The sequence below is a fragment of the Marinococcus tarijensis genome (assembly GCF_054971385.1).
Genome location: NZ_JBQOJA010000002.1, coordinates 65,933 through 86,533, shown reverse-complemented (window position 1 = coordinate 86,533; position 20,601 = coordinate 65,933). Strand labels below are relative to the sequence as shown.

Here is a 20,601-nt window from a genome sequence, read left to right as displayed (position 1 = left end):
TCCTTATTCGTTCACCGAAGCAGCGTGGGAACGGTACATGACGAATTCGCCCTGAAACACTTCTTCCCCCTGCACGCGGCTTGTTACCGTAACATATGTTTTTCTTTCGGTCTTTTTTGTAACGACCGCTTTGGCAATAATTCGTTCTCCAAGAAGCACCTGCCGATTAAATTCAAGAGACGAGCGCATCGTAAGCGCCAGCTCATCATTGATCACGGCTACAGCAAGGGAATTCGCCTGCGCAAACAGGTAATGCCCGCGTGCAATGCCGTTCCTTGAGAATACGTGATCCTCCGTAATTTCAAGCATGCTGATCGCTTCGTGGTCCAGATGGAGGTCAATAACCTCTCCGATCACTTCTTCGAGCGGCAGCGCCTTGACTTCGTCAAGTCTTTCCTTGGCAACGTGCTTGATTCTCTCCCGGTGCTCCGGGATCGAGAGCTCCAGGCGGTCCAGACGGACAGTCTGGACACTCACCTGAAACGACCGGGCCAGTGCTTCGTCGGTAATAAAAGGATTAGAGGCAATAACAGTCTGAAGTTCTTCCTGTCTTGCCTTTTTATTTTTTCGGGCCATAATAATCATCCACTTCTATGAGTAGGTACTAATAGTAGTATATAGACCGATTTCTTTCATTTCAACCACTAATCCAGTTTATCTTTTTGAAAGGCACCGGCTTGTTCAAGATATTCCCGGAGAGGCCGGTATTTTTCATCCTTCCAGAACACTTCGCTGCGGATCAGCTTCGCCGCATCGTCCCGTGCTGTTTCGAGCGCTTTAAAGTCATGGACCACATCCGCAATTTTGAATTCAGGCAGCCCGCTCTGCTTTTTTCCAAAAAAGTCTCCCGGCCCGCGCAGCTCCAGATCTTTTTCCGAAAGGACAAATCCATCCTCGGTTTCCTGCATGATATTCATCCGCTCCTGGCCAGTTTCGGATTTCGGGTCGGCCAAAAGTACACAATAGGACTGATGCTCTCCGCGTCCGACCCGGCCCCGCAGCTGATGCAGCTGGGAAAGGCCGAAGCGTTCCGCGTCATAAATCACCATCATCGTGGCGTTTGGCACATTTACGCCCACCTCTACGACCGTCGTCGAAACGAGAATATCAAGCTCATGGCCGGCAAACCGCTGCATGACGTCCTCCTTTTCCTCTGCCGGAAGCCGTCCGTGCATCAGGCCGACATGATACCCCGGGAAGAACTGCATCAGCTGGGCATGCACGTCAATCGCGTTTTGAACATCGAGCGCTTCTGACTCTTCAATGAGCGGACAGATGACATAGGCCTGCCGCCCCTGATCGATTTCCTTCTGCACAAAGCGAAGCACCCGCTCAAGCATCTGCGGCTTCGCCCAGTAGGTTTCAATCGGTTTCCGGCCCGGCGGCATTTCGTCAATCACTGATACGTCCATATCCCCATAGACGCTGATGGCAAGCGTACGGGGGATCGGGGTGGCGGTCATAAACAACACGTCCGGGTCCTCCCCCTTTTCTTTAAGAATCCGGCGCTGGCCGACCCCGAACCGGTGCTGCTCATCAGTGATGACAAGCTTCAGATTATTAAACTGCACCGGCTCCTGAATGAGAGCATGAGTACCGATGATAATATCGATGGTGCCGTCGGCAATGCGTTCATAAACGTTCCGCTTTTCCTTCTGCCGCATCGAACCGGTCAGCAGGCCCACGGTCACATCCGTCCCGGCAAACAGCTCCTGAAGAGATTCATAGTGCTGCTCGGCAAGAATTTCTGTAGGCACCATCAGCGCCGACTGGGCCCTTCCGGTAAATACGGCCTGCATGGCAATGGAGGCCACCACTGTTTTTCCGGAGCCCACATCCCCCTGCAAAAGCCGGTTCATCCGGATGGGAGCCTCAATATCCTCAAGGATTTCCTGCACTACTCTTTTTTGCGCATTCGTGAGCGGAAACGGCAGCTGCTTTTCAAAATCCGCCGTCGCTTCTGCATCATACACAAACGGCACCGCTGAGGCTGACTGGCGCTCCATTCGTTTAAACATCTGCATTTTCAGCTGAAAAAACAGCAGCTCTTCATAGACGTAGCGCCTTCTTGCATGCTTCAGCTGTTCCCGGCTCTCCGGCTGGTGAAGCGCCTGAAATGTTTCGGGTTTTCCCGGCAGTCGGTACCGTTCGCGGATTTCTTCCGGGAGGTTTTCAGGGACTACCTGCAAGACGTGCTTTACGGCCTCTGCCTGAATGCGCTGCATCTGCTTGACCGTCAGACTCCCGGTCACGCTGTATATTGGCTCAAGCTGCTTCGCCGGGTCGGGGGCGCCGGCACGAAAATCCTGCACCGAGATGGTGAGGCGGTGCTTGTCCCACTTTCCGGTGATAGTCACCTGCCTGCCGACTTCTATCTGCTTTTTTAAAAACGCACGGTTAAAAAACACCGCCGTCACCAGTAAATGATCAATTAATATCCGTACGGTCATCCGGGACTTTTTTTTGCCAAAAAAGCGCACAGACGGCTCCGATTGCACTTCGCCGGTAATCGTTACTTTTTCCTGATGCTTCAATTCTTCTATTGGAACCACTTCGTGGTTTTCATATCGATAAGGGAAATGGTGAAGCAGGTCGTCGATCGTTTTAATACCAAGCTGTTCGAGCTCCCGCTGCTTTTCTTCTCCTACACCTTTTAAGTCAGAGACCGGTGATTGAAGCGTCGAGTTCATAAACCGTCCCTTCCTTCCTGCTTTTGCTTTATTATACGAACGGTTGTTCACCTTTCATTATATACGTTTCCTTTTTCGCGCGAAAGAGTTACTCCTGCGCGTTAAACAAAAAAAATAAGCCGCCCGGGGCAGCTTATTCCACAGAAACGATATATTGATACAGCGGCTGGCCGCCCGTATGCACTTCTATTTCCACATCCGGGTATGTCTGCTCAAGCTCTGCGGCAAGTTCATCCGCCAGCTCTTCGCTCACATCTTCACCGCTGATGAGCGTAATATTTTCGCTCTCGCTGTCCACCATTTGTGCGAGCAGTTCCTGAAACGCCTGTTTCATTTCCCCATGAACGGTAACAATATCTTTTTCCAGGATGCCCATAAAATCGCCTTCCTGAATCTTCTTTCCTTCGATACTGGTTTCTCTTACGGCATGGGTGATCTGGCCGGATTTAACGTACCGGGTGGCTTCTTTCATTGCTTCTTCATTTATTTCGGCGTCTTTTGTTTCGTCAAACGCAAGCATGCCGGCGAGACCCTGCGGCACCGTTTTGGTCGGAATGACCGTTACCTGCTTGTCACTGATGTCTGCTGCCTGCTCCGCAGCCATCACAATGTTGCCGTTATTCGGCAGTATAAACACATGCTCCGCCTGCACCCCGCTGATGGCCTCAAGAAGGTCCTCGGTACTCGGGTTCATTGACTGTCCCCCGTGGACGACCTTCTGCACTCCGAGGCTTTCAAAGAGCGAGGCTACTCCGTCACCAGTCGTCACGGTCACAAAGCCGTAGGGCACAAGAGACAAGGAAGTTTCAGGCCTTTCTGACGGGCCTTCCTGCTGCAGGGCTCGATTCTGCTCACGCATATTTTCAATTTTTATATGGATCAGCTCTCCGTACCGCTGGGATTTTTCCAGAATTTTCCCTGGTTCTTCAGCGTGAATATGAACCTTCAGCAGTTCTTCATCACAAACCACCAAAAGAGAATCCCCGTGGGCCGACAGCTCTTCCCGGAATGCTTCTTCCTGAAAGGAGGGCTCGCTGTCTGCAAAGCGGACCATTACTTCGGTACAGTAGCCGTACGTAATAGCTTCAGCTCCGCCCTGGGCTGCCGGATCCTTATGGTGCTCGAGCTTCACAAGCTGGTCAAGCGAAGGCACAGATTCTCCTTCTTCTTCCTCCTGCCCGGTTAGCGCGTGCAGCATCCCCTCATATATGTGCACAAGCCCCTGGCCGCCGGAGTCCACTACACCAACCTCCTTTAAGACCGGGAGCTGCTCAGGCGTATATGCAAGTGCTTCTTTTGCTGCTTTCAAAAACCGCCGCATCCATTCTTCAAGCGCAAGTTCACTGGCGTTATGTTCATTTTTCATAGCAAGAGAAGCTTCCCTGGCCACCGTGAGAATCGTTCCTTCCACCGGCTTCATCACTGCCCGGTAGGCAGCGTCCACTCCCTGTTCGAAAGCTTCTGCTACATCAGCAGTACGGAGCTCAGACTTTTTTTCCATAGATTTGGCAAAGCCGCGGAACAGCTGCGACAAAATAACACCGGAGTTTCCACGCGCTCCCATTAACAATCCTTTAGAAAAGTGTCTGGCCGTCTCTCCGGCATGCCGGTTTTCCTTGAGCTGTTCGACTCCGGAACGGATCGTCAAACTCATATTGGTGCCTGTGTCTCCGTCCGGAACTGGAAACACGTTCAATGCGTCTACCTCTTTACTGTGTTTTTGCAGCGCGGAAGCTCCCTGCTTCAGCATCCTTCCCAGTTCAGGACCGCGTACTAATTGATCCATTTTTCTCTCTCCTTCATCCGTCTCTTCCTATGGTGAGGCCGATTCAATCTGCACGCCCTGAACATATACATTCACAGCGGACACGTCCAGCCCGAGCATTTTCTGCAGCTGATACTTCACTTTCCGCTGCACGTTGTGCGCCACTTCAGAAATTTTCGTACCATAGCTTACAATAATATACATATCAATATGGATAAGACCGTCCTCTTTCCGGACGACTACTCCACGGGAATAATTTTCTCTTCGCAGCAGTTCCGATAGGTTGTCCTTGAAATGTTTCCTGGACGCCATACCTACGATTCCGTAGCAGTCCATGGCAGCCGCTCCCACGGCAGTGGCAAGCACTTCGAGTGTAATATCGACTGTGCCGTTTGATGAATATATTTCGAAACTCATGTCTCGTTTCCTTCCTTTCCGGACGCCGGCTGTATCCGGACGCTCCAGCTTCTTTTCAAAGTAACTATGCCATTATCACTATAACCACGTTTGCCTTAAATGAAAAGCATAATTGTATTTTTGGCGAATCGACATTGCGTGTGTACAGGCTCTGTGCTAATATATTTGAGTATGGGTAATTTTGTTTGATATTAATAAGGAGGTGCCGCATATGTCCCGCAAGTGCTATGTAACAGGGAAAGGCCCTAAAGCCGGAAATAACCGTTCTCACGCCAACAATGCAACGAAACGCCGTTGGGGAGCTAACGTGCAAAAAGTCCGCATTCTTGTAAACGGTAAGCCAAAACGCGTATACGTTTCCGCCAGAGCATTAAAATCTGGTAAAGTCACACGCGTATAAAGCAAAAAGCGGCCATAGAGCCGCTTTTTTACGAGCGTTTTTAGTTTACATAATAATATTATTTACTGCTTTAATTCTTCGATTGCCTTCGCTTTATCCTCCTGCTTAAACAGGGCCGAGCCCGACACAAGCACATTCGCCCCGGCTTCGAGACAGTCTTTGGCTGTTTCCCGGCTGACCCCGCCGTCCACTTCAATCTCGAGCTCCGGATTAACGACATCCGCCGCTTTTTTCACTGCTCTGATTTTGTCGAGTACGTTCGGAATAAACGCCTGACCGCCAAATCCCGGGTTTACAGTCATTAAAAGCACAAGATCAACATCCGGCAGAATATGAGTGATCATTTCCACCGGGGTCGCCGGATTTAATACTACGCCCGCCCGGCATCCGGCTTCTTTAATCTGCTGGACCGTACGGTGCACATGGGGACACGCCTCCACATGCACCGAAATAATGTCGGCTCCCGCCTTGGCAAAATCTTCAATGTAGCGTTCCGGTTTTTCAATCATTAAATGCACATCAAACGGTTTATCGCTGTACGGGCGAATGGCCTCGATGACCGGAAGCCCGAACGTGATATTCGGAACGAAGTGCCCGTCCATGACATCGATATGTATATAATCCGCCCCGGCTTCGTCAATTTCCTTCACCGCCCGGCCCAATTCCGCAAAATCAGCTGACAGGATGGAAGGCGCTATTTTTATCATCATTAATACCTCCTCGGAGTGGATGAAATTTCTTCGTGGAACTGTTTGTAATGCTCGTAGCGGTAAGACGGGATTCGTCCTTCCTCCACGTCGAGCCTTATGGCACAGCCCGGCTCCTGCCGGTGGGAGCATCCGCGGAATTTGCAGTCGGGCATTCTTGCCCGCATTTCCGGAAAACAGATATCGAGGTCTTCGGCTGTAATCGAACCAAAATCAAGCGAGCTGAACCCGGGCGTATCTGCCACCCATCCGCCGTTAACCCGCAGGAACTCTACGTGCCTTGTCGTATGCTTCCCGCGCCCGAGAGCCCCGGAAATGTTCGCTGTCTCGAGATCAAGATCAGGCGCCACCGCGTTCAGGAGCGACGATTTCCCCACTCCAGACTGCCCGGATAAAAGAGAATACTTCTCCGGAAAATAAGCAGCGGCCTCTTCGATGCCTTCGCCTGTTTTCGTCGAGTAAAATTGGAACGGATAGCCGATATGCTCATAATCCTTCTGTGCGGCCCGCAGCGCCTCTTTTTTTGCTTCATCTGCTTTGTCCCATTTACTCACTAAAATCACCGGTTTAATTTCCTCGTTTTCCACATGCACAAGAAAACGGTCGAGCAGCCAGGTGGAAAAATCAGGCTCGACAGCGGAAAATATGAGCAGTGCCTGGTCAATGTTTGCGACCGGCGGGCGCACCAGTTCATTGCTTCGTTCTTTAATTTCAAGTACGTATCCGTCTGTATGATTTTCTGCTTCAAACCGAACAAGGTCACCTACAAGCGGTTTGATTTTCTGCTTGCGGAACAGCCCCCGCCCGCGACATTGAAAATATCCTTCTTCACTGTCTACATAATAGAAACCGCTGACTGCTTTTACAATTCGACCTGTTGCCATATCTTCGCCCCTTCCTGTAATATTTGGCCCTCTCCTGCCCAGGCCGCATCCCACACAGCTGTCTGCGCTGCGGAAAATACGTACGGAATTAATTTCGTTGAGCCACTTACGACAAACATTTCCGGAAGCAGCCAGTAAAAAAATGCCGCTCCTGAAAATACGAGTATACAGGCCACAACATACGGCCATTTTTTAGTTTTTTCCGGTTCCCTGTCCGCCGTCGTTTCCAGGCCGGAATCCTGCTGCCCGTCTTCCTGAACAGCCGGCGCTGCTACCATCGTGTCCTCTTCAGCCACCTGGGGGTCCGACCATTCCCGCTCCCGGGCATGGGTGTGGCCCTCCTGGATGAAATAAGGACGTTCGTTTCTTCTCTCGTCCGACAGCGCAGAACGGATGTCCTCATACATTTCTTCGGCGCTTGCGTAACGGTCATCCGGACTTTTGGCCGCAGCTTTTAGGATAACGTTCGACAGACTCTGCGGCAGGCCCTGTCGCAGCTGCATCGGGTCCGGAAGCGGCTCCTGAATATGCTTTAAAGCAATACTTACAGCGGATTCTGCATCATAGGGGATCGCCCCGGTCACCATTTCAAACAAAACGATACCGGCAGCATAAATATCTGAGCGTGCACTTACCACACCGCCTCTCGCCTGCTCCGGCGAAATATAATGAACAGAGCCCATCATCGTATTGGTCTGCGTGATCGTGGAGGCAGACGCAGCGCGGGCAATGCCGAAATCTGCCACTTTTATTTCCCCGCGGTCGTTGGATAGAAGATTGTGGGGCTTAATATCCCGGTGGATAATGCCGTGACTGTGCGCCTGCATCAGTGCCTCAAGCAGCTGCCTGGTAATATGTACAGCCTGTTCAAGCGGCAGCGGTCCATGCAGGCGGATCATTTCCTTCACGGTCTGGCCCTCCACGTATTCCATAACGATATAATGCAGCTCCCGCTCTTCGCCCACATCATAAATATTGACCGTGTTTCTATGGCCCAAAATAGTGGCTGCCCGTGACTCGCGGCGGAACCGCTGCAAAAATTCCTCATCGCCGTTAAACTGCGGCTGAAGAATTTTAATTGCCACCAGCCGTTCCAAAATCATATCCTCTCCGAGATACACGTACGCCATACCGCCGCTCCCAAGAAGGCGTTTAATATGATAACGGTCACTGATACGGCGTCCGATCAGCTGGTCCATACCTCTTCCTCCCGTATTACCACCGCAATCGTTATATTATCTTCGCCTCCGCGGTCGTTGGCTGCCTGCACCATCGCTTCCACACCATCGCGAAGGCGCTTGTGAGAAGCAAGCATTCCAGCCATATCTTCAGCGCCGAGCTTATTTGTCAATCCGTCGGTACAAAGAAGCACGCCGTCCCCTTCGCCCCATTCATACGTATAGATGTCAGGGGAAAGGCCGCGGTCCGTGCCGAGTGCTTTCGTTAATATATTTTTCTGCGGATGCGACTCCGCTTCGAGTGCTGAAATCTGTCCTTTATTATACAGCTCCTGCACAAGGGAGTGGTCTTCACTCTGCTGCTGAACAGTACGCTCCGCCCAGATATAGCTGCGGCTGTCACCGATATTTCCGGTGACGGTAAACGACGGGTGGCAAATTGCCGCGACAAGAGTCGTTCCCATTCCAGCATGCTCCGGATAATGCTCCGCATGGCGGATAATGGCTTCATTTGCCTTCATCATGTTGTCAGTCAGCCACTCGGACGCCTCTTCAATTGAATCGACAGACGGAGTTTCCTCCCATGCGTCCTTTAACGTCTGGTAAGCCATGGCGCTTGCCACGTCCCCAGCGGAATGTCCGCCCATTCCATCGGCAACGACAGCTAAAACAATGCCGGAAGCATGCGTGACGATGCCTCCGGTATCTTCATTATGAGGACGGAGTTTCCCCCGGTCTGTTAAGAACATATGGTTCACTGTGAATTAGCCTCCGTTTCTTCCTTCCTCTGGTTGGCACGAAGCTGTCCGCAGGCTGCATCGATATCATGACCCTGCTCACGCCGGATCGTTACGTTCACCCCGCGGTCTTTTAATGCCTTTTCAAATGCGAAAATGTCGTTTCTTGTGGTACGCACGTAGTTTCTTTCCGGGACGTCGTTCACAGGAATCAGATTGACGTGGCATTTCAAATCACCGATCAGGTCGGCGAGCTCATCTGCATCCTCTTTCTGGTCGTTTACCTGGCCGAACAGTCCGTACTCAAACGTAACTCTCCGGTTCGTTTTCTTCTGGTAGTAGCGGATCGAATCCATCAGCTCGGAGACATCCCATGCACGGTTGATCGGCATCAGCCGGCTGCGGGTTTCTGTGTTTGCTGCGTGGAGGGAGACCGCGAAATTGATCTGCATGTTTTCGTTGGCAAAATCATAAATGCGCGGTACGACCCCGCTAGTCGAAACGGTAATATGGCGTGCACCGATGTTCAAGCCGTCGTTATGATTGACTACACGCAGAAAGTTCATCAGACCGTCGTAGTTATCAAACGGCTCACCGATTCCCATAACAACGATAGAGCTTACACGTTCGTCTCTTTCATCAAGCAGACGCTGGGATTCAAGTACCTGGGCGGTAATTTCGCCGCCTTCTAGGTTTCTTTTCAGGCCGCCGAGCGTAGAGGCACAGAAGGTACAGCCGAGCCGGCAGCCTACCTGGGTGGTTACACAGACGCTGTAGCCGTAGTCATGCTTCATCAGTACGGTTTCAATCGTATAGCCGTCCTGCAGTTCAAACAAAATCTTAATCGTGCCGTCCTGGGACTGCTGATGGATGACCTCTTTTAACGTTGTCAGTGTAAACGTGCTTTCGAGCTTTTCGCGAAGTGTTTTCGGGATGTTGGTCATTTCCTCAAATGAGGTCACGCGCTTTTGATACATCCATTCAAACAGCTGCTTCGCACGGAATGCCGGCTCCCCGTTTTCTTTTAACCATTGTTCAAGTTCCTCGTATTTCAAGCTGTACATGGAGGGGCTGTCCGTTTGCGGGGCAGGCGCCTCCTTTTTTAAAATCTGCATGCTTATGCTCCTTCCGTTTCTTCCTGATTATTTTTTACCGCCGCGGCAATGAAAAATCCGTCTGTGCCGTATTCATGGGGAAGAATCGTGCACCATCCGTATTCGCTGGAATAATGCTCTATTTCTGAAAGTTTTAGTTTGTCGGTCAGTTCATGGTCTGGCGATAGTTCTGGATGCCGGTGCAAAAACGCTTCCCACACCTGCTCGTTCTCCTCTGGACGAATTGTACATGTGCTGTACACAATCCTTCCATTAAATCGTAACATACTTACAGCTTCATTCAATATTTCGTGCTGTATCTCCGGCAGGCGTTCAAAATCCTCTGCTTTTTTGGCCCATTTCTGCTCGGGCTTTTTCCGGATAACGCCAAGTCCGCTGCACGGAGCATCGACGAGCACCCGGTCAAATGTACGCGCCGGAAAAGTTGTTGTCAATTGACGTGCATCCCCGGCGGCAGTTTCAATATTTCCAAGCCCAAGTCTTGCCGCCTGTTCTTCAATCTGGGTAAGCTTTTTTGCACTCAGGTCATGGGCGGCTACGCTTCCTCCCGGGCCGGTCCGTTCGGCAGCGTCCGTTGATTTCCCGCCCGGGGCCGCGCAGGCGTCGAGAACGTCCATGCTTTCTTCAACCATCAGTGCCTCGCCGGCTTTCATGGAGCTTTCATCCTGCACCGTTATATAGCCGTTCTGATACGTTTCGGTGACGAGAACATTACCTTTTTCTACAATTAACGCCTTCTCTGCAATAACACCCCGGGTTGTCTGAATGCCTTCCTGCTCGAGCATTTCCTGAACGTCTCCGGGTTCAGCCTCAGAGGAGACACGTACGTTTGTTTTTGGCGTGACGTTATTTGCTTCGGCAATACGGAGGGCTGTTTCTTTCCCGTAGGCTGCCTGCCATTCCCGAAGCATCCATGCCGGATGGCTGTAGTCGACGGCCAGACGTTCCTCTTTATTTTCGATAGCGGAGGTGTCGAGAAATCCTTTGCGCTGCAGGGAGCGGAGCACCCCGTTCACAAAACCGCTCACCCCTTTGTTGCCCCGCTGCTTCGCGATTTTTACCGCCTCATCCACAACGGCGTGGTCCGGCACCCGGTCAAGGTAACGCATCTGATACACACTCATACGCAGCAGCACGCGTACCCAGGCGTCAAGCTTCGTTAACGGTTTGTTCACAAAAACCCCGAGCACGTAGTCGAGGGTGTTCTGGCGGCGGAGAGTGCCGTAAACAATTTCGGTCAGAAGGCCGGCATCCTCCCTCGACCATGCTTTTCCAGCGAGCTCGTGATGAAGCAGCAGATGGCTGAAGGCCTGGCCGGTCTCCACCCGCTCGAGCAGGGAAGCAGCTGTATACCGGAGGGAATAGGAAGGCTCCGTTTTATTCATTAAAACTCTCTCCTTTGGACCAGCCGTGGCTTCCCCTTAAAAACTCGGCCGTTTTCATTCTTTTTTTTCCAGCCGGCTGAATCTCCCACAGCCGCACCGTCGTGCCGTCACCGGCTGCCACATCAATGTAGTCATCCTTTATGTCGGTAATAGTACCTGCTTCAGCACTGGCGGAAGCCTCTACCCATTCGGCCCGCCACAGCTTGATCGACTTTCCGTCTTTCTCTGTATAGGCCACCGGCCACGGATTCATTCCCCGGATCTGGTTATAGATCGAACGGCCGCTCTGCCTCCAGTCAACCTTTTCCTGGCCGCGCTGGATGTTGGATGCAAACGTTACTTTCTCTTCATTCTGCGGCGTTCGTTCCGCCGTGCCGTCGATGACTGCTGGCAGCGTTTCGAGCAAAAGATCTGCTCCGGCGGCGCTCAGTTTGTCATGCACATCTCCGACCGTATCCTCCCATTCAATGGGTACTTCCTGCTGACGGATGATGTCGCCGGCGTCCAGTTTTGCAACCATATCCATGATCGTGACGCCTGTTTTTTCCCGGCCATCGATGACCGCCTGGTGAATCGGGGCGCCGCCGCGATATTCAGGAAGCAGGGAAGCGTGCACATTCACCGCTGCAATGGAAGGGGCTTCGAGAAGCTTTTTCGGCAGAATTTGGCCGAACGCCGCTGTAATAATTAAATCCGGCTTCTCTGCCAGTACTTCGTTTAAGGAGGCTTCGTTTTTCAGCTTTTCCGGCTGCAGTACAGGAAGCTTCCACGCTTCGGCTTCAACTTTGACCGGCGGCGGGGTCAGCTCTTTTTTTCTTCCCTTCGGGCGGTCAGGCTGAGTGACCACCGCCGTTACCGGATAGCCCTCTTCAAGCAGACGCCGCAGGACCGGGACCGAAAAGTCCGGCGTCCCCATAAATAAAATGTTCATATTTATCCCTCTTTTCACAATACACAGCCCCGTGCGTCGGTCACTATCGAAGCAGCGGGGCTGGTGTTTACCTTATAGAAACAACTGCGGGTACATATCAATCGTAATAAACAGCTTATCCTGAGCTGTCTCTTTTTGATAGTGTACAGCAATATCATTCAGGATTTTCGTTAATTCAGGCTCATCCCTGTATTTTATCATGCATTGGTACCGATATCTATCCTTGATCCTTGCAATTGGAGAAACAGTCGGTCCGAGAATTTTCGCCTGCGGTGATAATTCCTCCCGCAGCCGGCTCGTCACTTTTTCAGCAGTTTTCAGCGCTACGCCGATCTCTTCATGAGAAACGTTGACCATCGTTAAATAATAATACGGCGGGTAGCCGCCCCGCTTGCGCTGGCCCATTTCATGCCGGCTGAACGACGGATAGTCATGATTTTTAGCAAACTGAATACTGTAATGATCGGGGCTGTAGGATTGAATCACTACTTCGCCCTGCAGCTTGTCCCGGCCGGCCCGGCCACTCACCTGGGTAAGCAGCTGAAAGGTCCGCTCCGGCGCCCGGAAATCGGGCAGATGCAGCATCGTGTCCGCTGCAAGCACACCGACCAGCGTAATCATAGGGAAATCCAGGCCTTTGGCAATCATCTGGGTCCCGAGCAGAATGTCCGCCTCTCCGTTTCCAAACCGGCGAAGCATCTGCTCATGGGAGCCTTTTTTCGTGGTGGTGTCCATATCCATCCGGATAATCCTGGCCTCCGGCAGCACCTTCGTCAGCTCTTCCTCCACCTTCTGAGTGCCTGTGCCAAAATAGCGGATCTGTTCGCTTTCGCAGGACGGACACGTCGCAGGCATCGCTTCTTCATAGCCACAGTAGTGGCACTTCAGCTGATGCTTTGTCTGATGATACGTAAGCGTAATTTCACAGTGCGGGCATTCAGCAGTATAGCCGCATGAACGGCACATGACAAACGAAGAGTAGCCGCGCCGGTTTAGAAACAGAATGCTCTGCTCCCCTTTTTCCAGACGGTCCTTCAGCTTTTCAAGCAGCGTTTCGGAAAATACCGAGCGGTTGCCTTTATGAAGCTCATCCCTCATATCCACCACATCGATGGCGGGCAGCTGTTTCTGGTTGATTCTCTCCGGCATTTCGAGCAGCTGATAAACCTCCCGGCCGGCACGGGCATATGATTCGAGCGACGGCGTTGCGCTCCCCAATACGACCGGCGCCCCGTGATATCTGCCTCTCCAGATCGCTACCTCCCGGGCGTGATACCGGGGGTGGTCCTCCTGCTTGTAGCTGCCTTCGTGCTCTTCATCAATGATAATCAGGCCGACATTTTTGAATGGGGCAAAAATCGCCGACCGAGCTCCTACCGCTACTTTCGCGTCCCCGGCATGTACCCTGCGCCATTCGTCGTAACGCTCGCCTCTTGAGAGAGCGCTGTGCATCACCGCCACCTGGTCCCCGAACCGCCCTTTAAAGCGTTCGACCATTTGCGGGGTAAGCGAAATTTCCGGCACGAGCACAATCGCCTCCCGTCCCTGCTGCAGCACGCGGTCAATGGCCTGCAGATACACTTCTGTCTTTCCGCTTCCGGTGACCCCGTGCAGCAAAAACGTATGGTGCCTGCGCTGAGACGTTTTTTCCGTAATCGGATCAAGTGCCCGCTGCTGGTCCCGGGTGAGCTCCTGCGGGGGCGTCGCTTCAAATGACCGGTCTTCAAACGGGTCCCGGTATGATTCCTGGTCCCGCTCCATAAGGATGTTTTTTTCCACAAGGCCCTGAATAACCGTCCGGCTCGCTGTCTGCTCATGCAGCAGCTGAGCCGCGGGTACAGACGCTTCTTCGTCTCCGATCGAAAGAAACCAGTCATACAGCTCCAGCTGCTTTTTCGCTTTCGCCGTAAGAGAAGCCGCATGCGCCCGGTGCTCCGGATGAAGCCGCAGCATCCGCTTCGTCTGTTTTTTCGTCTGATCCTTCACCTGATAATCGATCCGGATCTGTTCATGCCGGACAGCTTCCTGCACGTGCTGCATCACTGCTTTATCGTCCGGAAGGTCCTTCCAGTCAACCGTCGTCTGCTTCTGAAACACTGCCTGCAGTACCGGCGCCAGGGTCTCCGTGGGCACGAGCAGCTCAATCTTCTTTTTTGGCTTTGCCCGGATAGCTGCCGGAATCATCGACTGATAGGCCGTAATTAAAAAACAGACCGTTTCCACGGCCAGATACTCTCCGAGCTCAAGCAGCTCCTGCGTGAGCACCGGATGAGGGTCGAGCACGTCTGTAATCGGCTTGACCCGGGCAAGCTCTGTTTTGTCTTCGATCCGCCAGATAAACCCCTGAATTTTCCGGGCGCCAAACGGCACCGTCACTCTCGATCCGGGGTGTGCGAGCATTTCGAGCGAAGCCGGAATCTGATAATCAAAGGCCCGGTTCGTCTGGCCGGTCGCTATATCCACAATTACTTTGGCGTACATAGTTACGCGTCTCCTATTCGTTTCTGGAGCCAGGACATAATTTCTGCCGCTGCCTCGTGCTTCGACTGGGTGGGAAAAGAAGCAGCCCCGTTTTTATCCACGAAGGTGATAGTATTTTCATCGGCCCGGAAGCCCGAGCCCGCCTTCCCGATTTCATTGGCTACAATTAAATCGGCGTTCTTACGCTGCCGCTTGCTTTCTGCGTATTCCTCGAGACGTTCCGATTCTGCAGCGAAGCCGATCAAAAGCTGATGCTTCTTTTTCTCCCCAAGCTCCTGGAGGATATCCGGTGTTTTCACCATCGGCACCTCAAGACCGTCGTCCTTTTTCTTCTGCTTTTTTTCATATACGGTCTCTGGCCGGTAATCGGACACAGCAGCTGCTTTAATAACCACGTCCGACGTATCGTAGTGGGTCAGCACGGCTTCGCGCATATCCTCCACGCTTTCGACGTCGATTCTTGTCTGGACACCGCCGGGCGTGGAGAGCGTTACCGGCCCTGCAACGAGCGTCACTTCTGCTCCCCGCCGGGCTGCTTCCTCAGCGATCGCAAACCCCATTTTTCCACTGGACGGGTTGGTAACGACCCGGAAGGGATCAATATGCTCATGCGTTGGACCGGCCGTCACGAGCACCCGCTTGCCGGCAAGCGGAGTGCCGACATCTTCGGCATCCTGGACAAACTGCATGATGTCCTCGGGCTCCGCCATACGGCCTTTGCCAATCCAGCCGCAGGCAAGATAACCCTCCCCAGGTTCAATGAACCGGTAGCCGTCCTTCTTTAACGTTTCCTTGTTGCGCTGAAAGCTCGGATGATTATACATGTTTACGTTCATCGCCGGTGCAACGTAGACGTTGGCCAGTGTCGCCATCATGGTGGTGGTGAGCATATCATCTGCGAGTCCGTTCGCAAGCTTCCCGAGCGTGTTGGCCGATGCAGGCGCTACAATAAATACGTCCGCCCAGTCCGCCACATCAATATGGGAAACGACTGAAGGGTCGGCTTCTGCAAACGTGTCGTCGTACACTCTTGACCGGGTCAGTGCCTGAAATGTGAGCGGGGTAATAAACTCTTTGGCTTCCGGCGTCATAATAATGCGCAGCTCTGCCCCCGCCTGATACAGCTTACTTGCAAGCGCCGCGGCTTTAAAGGCAGCTATTCCTCCTGTGACACCGAGTACAATTTTTTTGCCTTTCACAGCTTTCTCCTCCTTTTACAGACGCTTCCAGGCTAAAAAAAGCAACCTACGTGATGCCATAGGTTGCTTCTTCTTATCCGGTGCCCGTTCATTTTCCATTATTCTTCGTAGTCATGTTCTTCGTAGTCGCCCTGGCGGTAGCTGAGCACGCCGGCCTGGATTTCTTCAAGAGCGATGCCTACTGCCTTCACGGATTTTGCGTTATCGATCATCGGAAGCGCCCCGTCGATTTCTTCGAGGTCTCTCGCGCGCCGTGCCGATACGGATACTAGCGTATATTTGGAATTGATATGACCGAGCAGCTGGTCAATGGACGGATACAGCATTCCTTCATCATTTCTGTTTGAAGCCATTATTCCACCTCCGCTAATTCTTTGTATTTTTCAATCAGGCGTTCCTGCTTGCAGTGTTCTGCAGTGACAATAGAGCGGATGCGCGAAACCGCTTTTTCAATCTCATCGTTTTCCACTACATAGTCGTACATCTGCATCATCTCAATTTCATTTTTGGCCACAGTCATCCGTTTGTCAATCAATTCGGATGTTTCCGTTCCCCGTCCGACAATCCTGCTGCGGAGCTCGGCAAGACTCGGGGGCATTAAGAAAATAAACGTTCCTTCCGGGTAACGCTCCTTCACCTTTTCTGCGCCCTGCACCTCAATCTCGAGAATGATATCCTTGCCGCGGTCGATCGTTTCCTCGACATAATCAAGCGGGGTCCCGTAGTAGTTGTCTACATACTGCGCCCACTCCAGCAGACGGCCTTCCTCAATCATTTTTTCAAACTCTTCCTTCGAATGAAAGAAATAATTTACTCCGTGCTCCTCCCCCGGACGCGGGGCCCGGGTAGTGGCGGAGACGGAATACTCAATGTTCGTATCCTCTTCGCGCAGCGCTCCGCACACCGTACCTTTTCCTACACCGGCCGGGCCGGAAAGAACAATCAATAATCCTTTATCATCTTTCATAGGTTGACACGCCTCATTTCACAATCTTATTCGTCCGATGAATCATCGTCTTTTGTATGCAGCCGCTGGGCGACTGTCTCCGGCTGAACCGCAGAAAGCACAACATGGTCGCTGTCTGCAATGATAACCGCTCTCGTCCTTCTGCCGTAGGTGGCATCAATCAGCATGTTACGGTCCCTGGCTTCCTGAATAATCCGTTTGATTGGTGCTGATTCCGGGCTGACGATAGAAATAATCCGATTTGCCGACACGATATTTCCAAATCCAATGTTGATTAGCTTAATGCTCAAAACTACCCCTCCTGGTCGGACCATCCCTCTAGCTGCTGCCTGAAAAAATGGTTCATATATGTTTTCTTCTGCGGTTCCTGACGAGTTGTTCTCCTGCTTCAGTATAGCACGATTATTTCAAGCGTCACAAACGATGCTTCGCGGCGAGGCCCGAACATTATGTACTTCTATATTGTAAACAATATCTCTTCAGCCCACAACCAATGTTTATTCAGCAGACAAGACGGCGCGCTTTTCATTATGCTATAATCCACCGTACAGAACGCGAGCAGCAGAAGAATTTCTCCTGCTTGTACGAGTAAAGGATGATCGAACGTGAGCTTTGACGGAATCATGACCCAGGCCGTTGTCCAGGAGGTCCAGCAGACGCTCCAAAACGGCCGGATCACAAAAATACACCAGCCCTATAAAACCGACCTGGTCATTTCAGTGCGGGCGAACCGCAAAAACCACCAGCTGCTGCTGTCGGTGAACCCTTCCCTGTCGAGAATGCATCTGACAGACGAAAAGTACCAGAATCCCAAGGAGCCTTCCATGTTCTGCATGCTGCTGCGCAAGCACCTTGAAGGCGGCTTCGTGCGGGAAGTGTCACAGCAGGGACTTGAGCGGATCGTTTCGCTGCGCATTGAGAACAAGGATGAAATCGGCGACCTTACGGAGCGGACCCTGATCATGGAAATCATGGGCAAGCACAGTAATGTCGTGCTTCTTAATGAAGACCGTACGCATATTCTGGACAGCATGAAGCATATTTCCCCGGCCCAGAACACGGTCCGCACGATTCTCCCGGGCCAGGCGTACATTGGACCACCGTCCCAGCATAAGGCGAACCCCCTCAAAGCCCAAGCCGGCGACGTGCTGAGAGCACTGGACGCCAACCAGGGCAAGCTCGACCGCCAGCTAATGCAGGCGTTTGAAGGGATTTCACCCCAGAGCGCCAAAGAAACCGCGCACCGTGCTGGTCTCGGTTCGCTGCAGAAGCTGGCCGATACGTTTATTTCGCTCATGCATGACGTTAATAGCGGGAGTTTTCAGCCACAGATTGTGACCACCGAAGCGAATAAAGAATATTACAGCGCCGTTGAACTTACTCATGTGGACGGTGCGAAGGAAAGTTTTGACTCGGTGAGCGCCATGCTCGACCGCTACCATAACGGCAAAGCCGAACGTGACCGGGTGCATCAGCAGGCCCATGACCTCGAACGCTTTCTGCAGAACGAACGCGAAAAAAACGAGCGTAAGCTGAAAAAACTGCGCCAGACGATTACGCAGGCCGAAAACCGCCTCGTCTATCAAAAATACGGGGAGTTGTTAACCGCCCATATGCACCAGCTCCGCGGTGGGGAAAGTGAAATCGAAGTAACGGATTACTACGATCCGGAGGGCGGCACGCTTACCATTGAGCTTGAGCCTGAACTCTCGCCGTCAGATAATGCCCAGCGGTATTTTAAACGCTATAATAAAGCCAAAACCTCGCTATCCGAGGCGAAAAAACAGATTAAGCTGACCCGTCGCGAGATTGATTACCTCGACCGGCTGATTCAGCAGGTGGAAACGGCTGCCCCATCTGACATTGACGACATTCGCGAAGAATTGTCGGACGGCGGTTATCTGAAAAAGCGCGTTCAAAGGAAAAAGCAGAAGAAAAACACGAAACCGCAGGTTGAGCAGTACGTTTCCTCAGCCGGCACACTTCTGCTTGTCGGAAAAAACAACCGCCAGAATGAATACGTCACCAACCGGGTGGCAAACGCCGGAGACACCTGGCTGCACACGAAAGACATCCCCGGCTCCCACGTGGTTATCCGCTCCACAGACGTGGATGAGGAAACGTTAAAGGAAGCGGCTGTCCTTGCCGCCTATTTCTCCAAAGCGCGCTCCTCGTCCTCGGTGCCGGTCGACTACACCCTGATCCGCCACGTACGAAAACCAAACGGCGCCAAGCCCGGGTTTGTGACCTACGACCAGCAGTCCACCCTGTTTGTCACTCCGGAGGAAAGCCTCGTCCTTGAAATGAAAAACAGGGCCAGGGCCCAGACCGCTGCAAAATAAAAAACAGCTCCCTCCGGTACAGCCCAGCTGTCCAGAGGGAGCTTTTTTAATTCATATTTACGCCCAGGACGCCGGGGCCTGCTTCCATTCCTGCAGACGCTCGATGTCATTTTCCTGCACGTAGCCTTCCTCAGCAGCAATCTGTATCAGCGCGGAGTAGTTAGTCAGTGTTTTCACCGGCAGCTGGGCTTCTTTAAGCTGCCTTTCGGCTTCCTCCAGCTCATACGTAAAAATCGCAGCCGCTCCGAGTACACCGGCGCCTGCGTCGAGAAGCGCCTGCTGGACCGTAATCATGCTTTGACCTGTGGAAATTAAATCCTCAACAATTACGACCTTATCCTCCGGAGTGACCCGCCCTTCAATCTGATTACCTTTGCCGTGGGATTTGGAGGATCCGCGCACGTAGCACATCGGCAGGCCGAGCCGGTCTGCTGCAAGCGCCGCATGCGCGATCCCCGCCGTTGCGGTGCCGGCGACGATCGTAGCATCGGGGTAATTGGTACGTATCATTTCCGCCAGTCCTTCTGCCACCCGGGTCCGCACGTCCGGATAAGACAGCGTCAGCCGGTTGTCGCAGTAAATCGGGGAGCGGATACCGGAAGACCAGGTAAACGGTTCATCCGGACGCAGTGTCACTGCTTCGATGCTCAGCAGATCCCTGCTGAGAAGTTCTTCATTCTGCATTGGGCATTCTCCATTCCTGTTCCATTTGTTCATAAGCCGAAGCCGGATCAACAGCTTTTGTAATGCTGCGTCCGACGACGATCGCGTCACTGCCAAAACCTGCGGCGGCCCGCGGTGTCACTACCCGGGCCTGATCCCCCGTCTCCTCGCCTGCCCCGCGAATTCCCGGCGTCACGGTAATAAAGGAGCTGCTTCGGGCGCTTTTAATGAGCGGCACTTCCCCGGCAGCACAGACAACGCCGTCCTGTCCCGACCGTTCGGCAAGATCCGCGTAAGCCGCCACTGCTTCATTCATAGAAAGCGGTATACCAAGCTCCTCGTTCAGCATCGTTTCGGAGGTGCTCGTCAGCTGAGTGACCGCTATGCAGGCAGGTCTCTTCTGCCCGGCCCATGTGCCCTGCTCCAGGCCTTCCACAGCTCCCGCCATCATCCGACTCCCGCCAGCGGCATGAACCGTGACAAGATCCACCTGCAGCCGGGCAAGCTGGGCGGCTGCCCGCTGGACCGTATTGGGAATATCATGCAGCTTTAAGTCAAGAAACACCCGGTGTCCCTGTGCTTTCCATTCCTCCACGAGCGACGGGCCCTCTTTATAAAATAATTCCATGCCGACTTTTAAAAACAGCGGCTTCTGCCCGAATGAAGCGAGCAGGGCATCTGCCTCCGATTTATCCGGCACGTCCATGGCAATAATCAGGGGACGGTCTTTCATGCTTTCA

Annotated in this window: 20 protein-coding genes; 2 read left to right on the top strand and 18 right to left on the bottom strand. The window is 52.6% G+C overall.

Annotated features, from left to right (window positions below; translation table 11 throughout):
• Positions 1-3: 3 nt before the first annotated feature.
• The 4 genes from fapR to ACTTK7_RS01605 all read right to left on the bottom strand — a co-directional run bounded on the left by fapR (position 4) and on the right by ACTTK7_RS01605 (position 4,872).
• Entirely contained in the window at positions 4-576 is a 573-nt protein-coding gene (gene fapR, locus ACTTK7_RS01620; RefSeq protein WP_462865272.1) for a transcription factor FapR, read from the bottom strand.
• A 68-nt stretch (positions 577-644) separates the two neighbouring features.
• Positions 645-2,690, bottom strand: a complete 2,046-nt coding sequence (gene recG / locus ACTTK7_RS01615) for an ATP-dependent DNA helicase RecG (RefSeq protein WP_462865271.1) — start codon at positions 2,688-2,690, stop codon at positions 645-647.
• A 133-nt stretch (positions 2,691-2,823) separates the two neighbouring features.
• Positions 2,824-4,476, bottom strand: a complete 1,653-nt coding sequence (locus ACTTK7_RS01610) for a DAK2 domain-containing protein (RefSeq protein ID WP_462865270.1) — start codon at positions 4,474-4,476, stop codon at positions 2,824-2,826.
• Between the two features lie 27 nt (positions 4,477-4,503).
• A complete protein-coding gene (locus ACTTK7_RS01605) occupies positions 4,504-4,872 on the bottom strand; it encodes an Asp23/Gls24 family envelope stress response protein (protein ID WP_462865268.1) in 369 nt (122 codons plus the stop codon).
• A gap of 211 nt (positions 4,873-5,083) precedes the next feature.
• On the opposite strand from ACTTK7_RS01605, the gene rpmB reads away from it, so the two are divergent.
• Positions 5,084-5,272, top strand: coding sequence for a 50S ribosomal protein L28 (gene rpmB / locus ACTTK7_RS01600; RefSeq protein WP_022792731.1), 189 nt, complete (start codon positions 5,084-5,086; stop codon positions 5,270-5,272).
• 62 nt (positions 5,273-5,334) lie between these two features.
• On the opposite strand, the gene rpe is transcribed toward rpmB, so the two are convergent.
• The 12 genes from rpe to remA all read right to left on the bottom strand — a co-directional run bounded on the left by rpe (position 5,335) and on the right by remA (position 17,146).
• The gene (rpe, locus tag ACTTK7_RS01595) at positions 5,335-5,979 is read right to left on the bottom strand and encodes a ribulose-phosphate 3-epimerase (RefSeq protein WP_462865266.1); all 645 of its coding nucleotides are present in this window, start codon (positions 5,977-5,979) and stop codon (positions 5,335-5,337) included.
• A 2-nt stretch (positions 5,980-5,981) separates the two neighbouring features.
• Entirely contained in the window at positions 5,982-6,863 is an 882-nt protein-coding gene (gene rsgA / locus ACTTK7_RS01590; RefSeq protein ID WP_462865265.1) for a ribosome small subunit-dependent GTPase A, read from the bottom strand.
• A complete protein-coding gene (gene pknB / locus ACTTK7_RS01585; protein ID WP_462865263.1) occupies positions 6,842-8,062 on the bottom strand; it encodes a Stk1 family PASTA domain-containing Ser/Thr kinase in 1,221 nt (406 codons plus the stop codon). Before pknB ends, rsgA begins: the two co-directional genes overlap by 22 nt.
• Positions 8,050-8,790: a Stp1/IreP family PP2C-type Ser/Thr phosphatase gene (locus ACTTK7_RS01580; RefSeq protein WP_462865411.1), complete on the bottom strand. Its 741-nt coding sequence runs from the start codon at positions 8,788-8,790 to the stop codon at positions 8,050-8,052. The genes pknB and ACTTK7_RS01580 overlap by 13 nt, the downstream gene beginning before the upstream one ends.
• Positions 8,791-8,795: 5 nt before the next feature.
• On the bottom strand, positions 8,796-9,893 hold the full coding sequence (gene rlmN / locus ACTTK7_RS01575) for a dual-specificity RNA methyltransferase RlmN (RefSeq protein WP_298784249.1): 1,098 nt from the start codon (positions 9,891-9,893) through the stop codon (positions 8,796-8,798).
• Positions 9,894-9,895: 2 nt separating this feature from the next.
• The gene (rsmB, locus tag ACTTK7_RS01570; protein ID WP_462865261.1) at positions 9,896-11,278 is read right to left on the bottom strand and encodes a 16S rRNA (cytosine(967)-C(5))-methyltransferase RsmB; all 1,383 of its coding nucleotides are present in this window, start codon (positions 11,276-11,278) and stop codon (positions 9,896-9,898) included.
• Positions 11,271-12,209 (bottom strand): methionyl-tRNA formyltransferase, encoded by a 939-nt coding sequence (gene fmt / locus ACTTK7_RS01565; RefSeq protein WP_462865259.1) that lies wholly within the window; start codon positions 12,207-12,209, stop codon positions 11,271-11,273. Before fmt ends, rsmB begins: the two co-directional genes overlap by 8 nt.
• 72 nt (positions 12,210-12,281) lie before the next feature.
• Positions 12,282-14,690, bottom strand: a complete 2,409-nt coding sequence (gene priA, locus ACTTK7_RS01560) for a primosomal protein N' (RefSeq protein WP_462865257.1) — start codon at positions 14,688-14,690, stop codon at positions 12,282-12,284.
• A 2-nt stretch (positions 14,691-14,692) separates the two neighbouring features.
• Positions 14,693-15,889 (bottom strand): bifunctional phosphopantothenoylcysteine decarboxylase/phosphopantothenate--cysteine ligase CoaBC, encoded by a 1,197-nt coding sequence (gene coaBC / locus ACTTK7_RS01555; protein WP_462865256.1) that lies wholly within the window; start codon positions 15,887-15,889, stop codon positions 14,693-14,695.
• A gap of 98 nt (positions 15,890-15,987) precedes the next feature.
• Positions 15,988-16,242, bottom strand: coding sequence for a DNA-directed RNA polymerase subunit omega (gene rpoZ / locus ACTTK7_RS01550; protein ID WP_022792721.1), 255 nt, complete (start codon positions 16,240-16,242; stop codon positions 15,988-15,990).
• Positions 16,242-16,856 carry a guanylate kinase gene (gene gmk, locus ACTTK7_RS01545; protein ID WP_462865253.1) on the bottom strand — a complete coding sequence of 205 codons (615 nt, stop codon included), beginning with the start codon at positions 16,854-16,856 and terminating at the stop codon, positions 16,242-16,244. The genes rpoZ and gmk overlap by 1 nt, the downstream gene beginning before the upstream one ends.
• 26 nt (positions 16,857-16,882) lie before the next feature.
• Positions 16,883-17,146, bottom strand: a complete 264-nt coding sequence (gene remA / locus ACTTK7_RS01540; RefSeq protein ID WP_022792719.1) for an extracellular matrix/biofilm regulator RemA — start codon at positions 17,144-17,146, stop codon at positions 16,883-16,885.
• Between the two features lie 315 nt (positions 17,147-17,461).
• Here remA and ACTTK7_RS01535 point away from each other — a divergent pair, with 315 nt between their 5' ends.
• Positions 17,462-19,198 carry an Rqc2 family fibronectin-binding protein gene (locus ACTTK7_RS01535; protein WP_462865251.1) on the top strand — a complete coding sequence of 579 codons (1,737 nt, stop codon included), beginning with the start codon at positions 17,462-17,464 and terminating at the stop codon, positions 19,196-19,198.
• A 57-nt stretch (positions 19,199-19,255) separates the two neighbouring features.
• On the opposite strand, the gene pyrE is transcribed toward ACTTK7_RS01535, so the two are convergent.
• Together pyrE and pyrF are read right to left on the bottom strand one after the other, a co-directional pair.
• On the bottom strand, positions 19,256-19,882 hold the full coding sequence (pyrE, locus tag ACTTK7_RS01530) for an orotate phosphoribosyltransferase (protein ID WP_462865249.1): 627 nt from the start codon (positions 19,880-19,882) through the stop codon (positions 19,256-19,258).
• Positions 19,872-20,594, bottom strand: coding sequence for an orotidine-5'-phosphate decarboxylase (gene pyrF, locus ACTTK7_RS01525; protein ID WP_462865410.1), 723 nt, complete (start codon positions 20,592-20,594; stop codon positions 19,872-19,874). Before pyrF ends, pyrE begins: the two co-directional genes overlap by 11 nt.
• Positions 20,595-20,601: the final 7 nt, after the last annotated feature.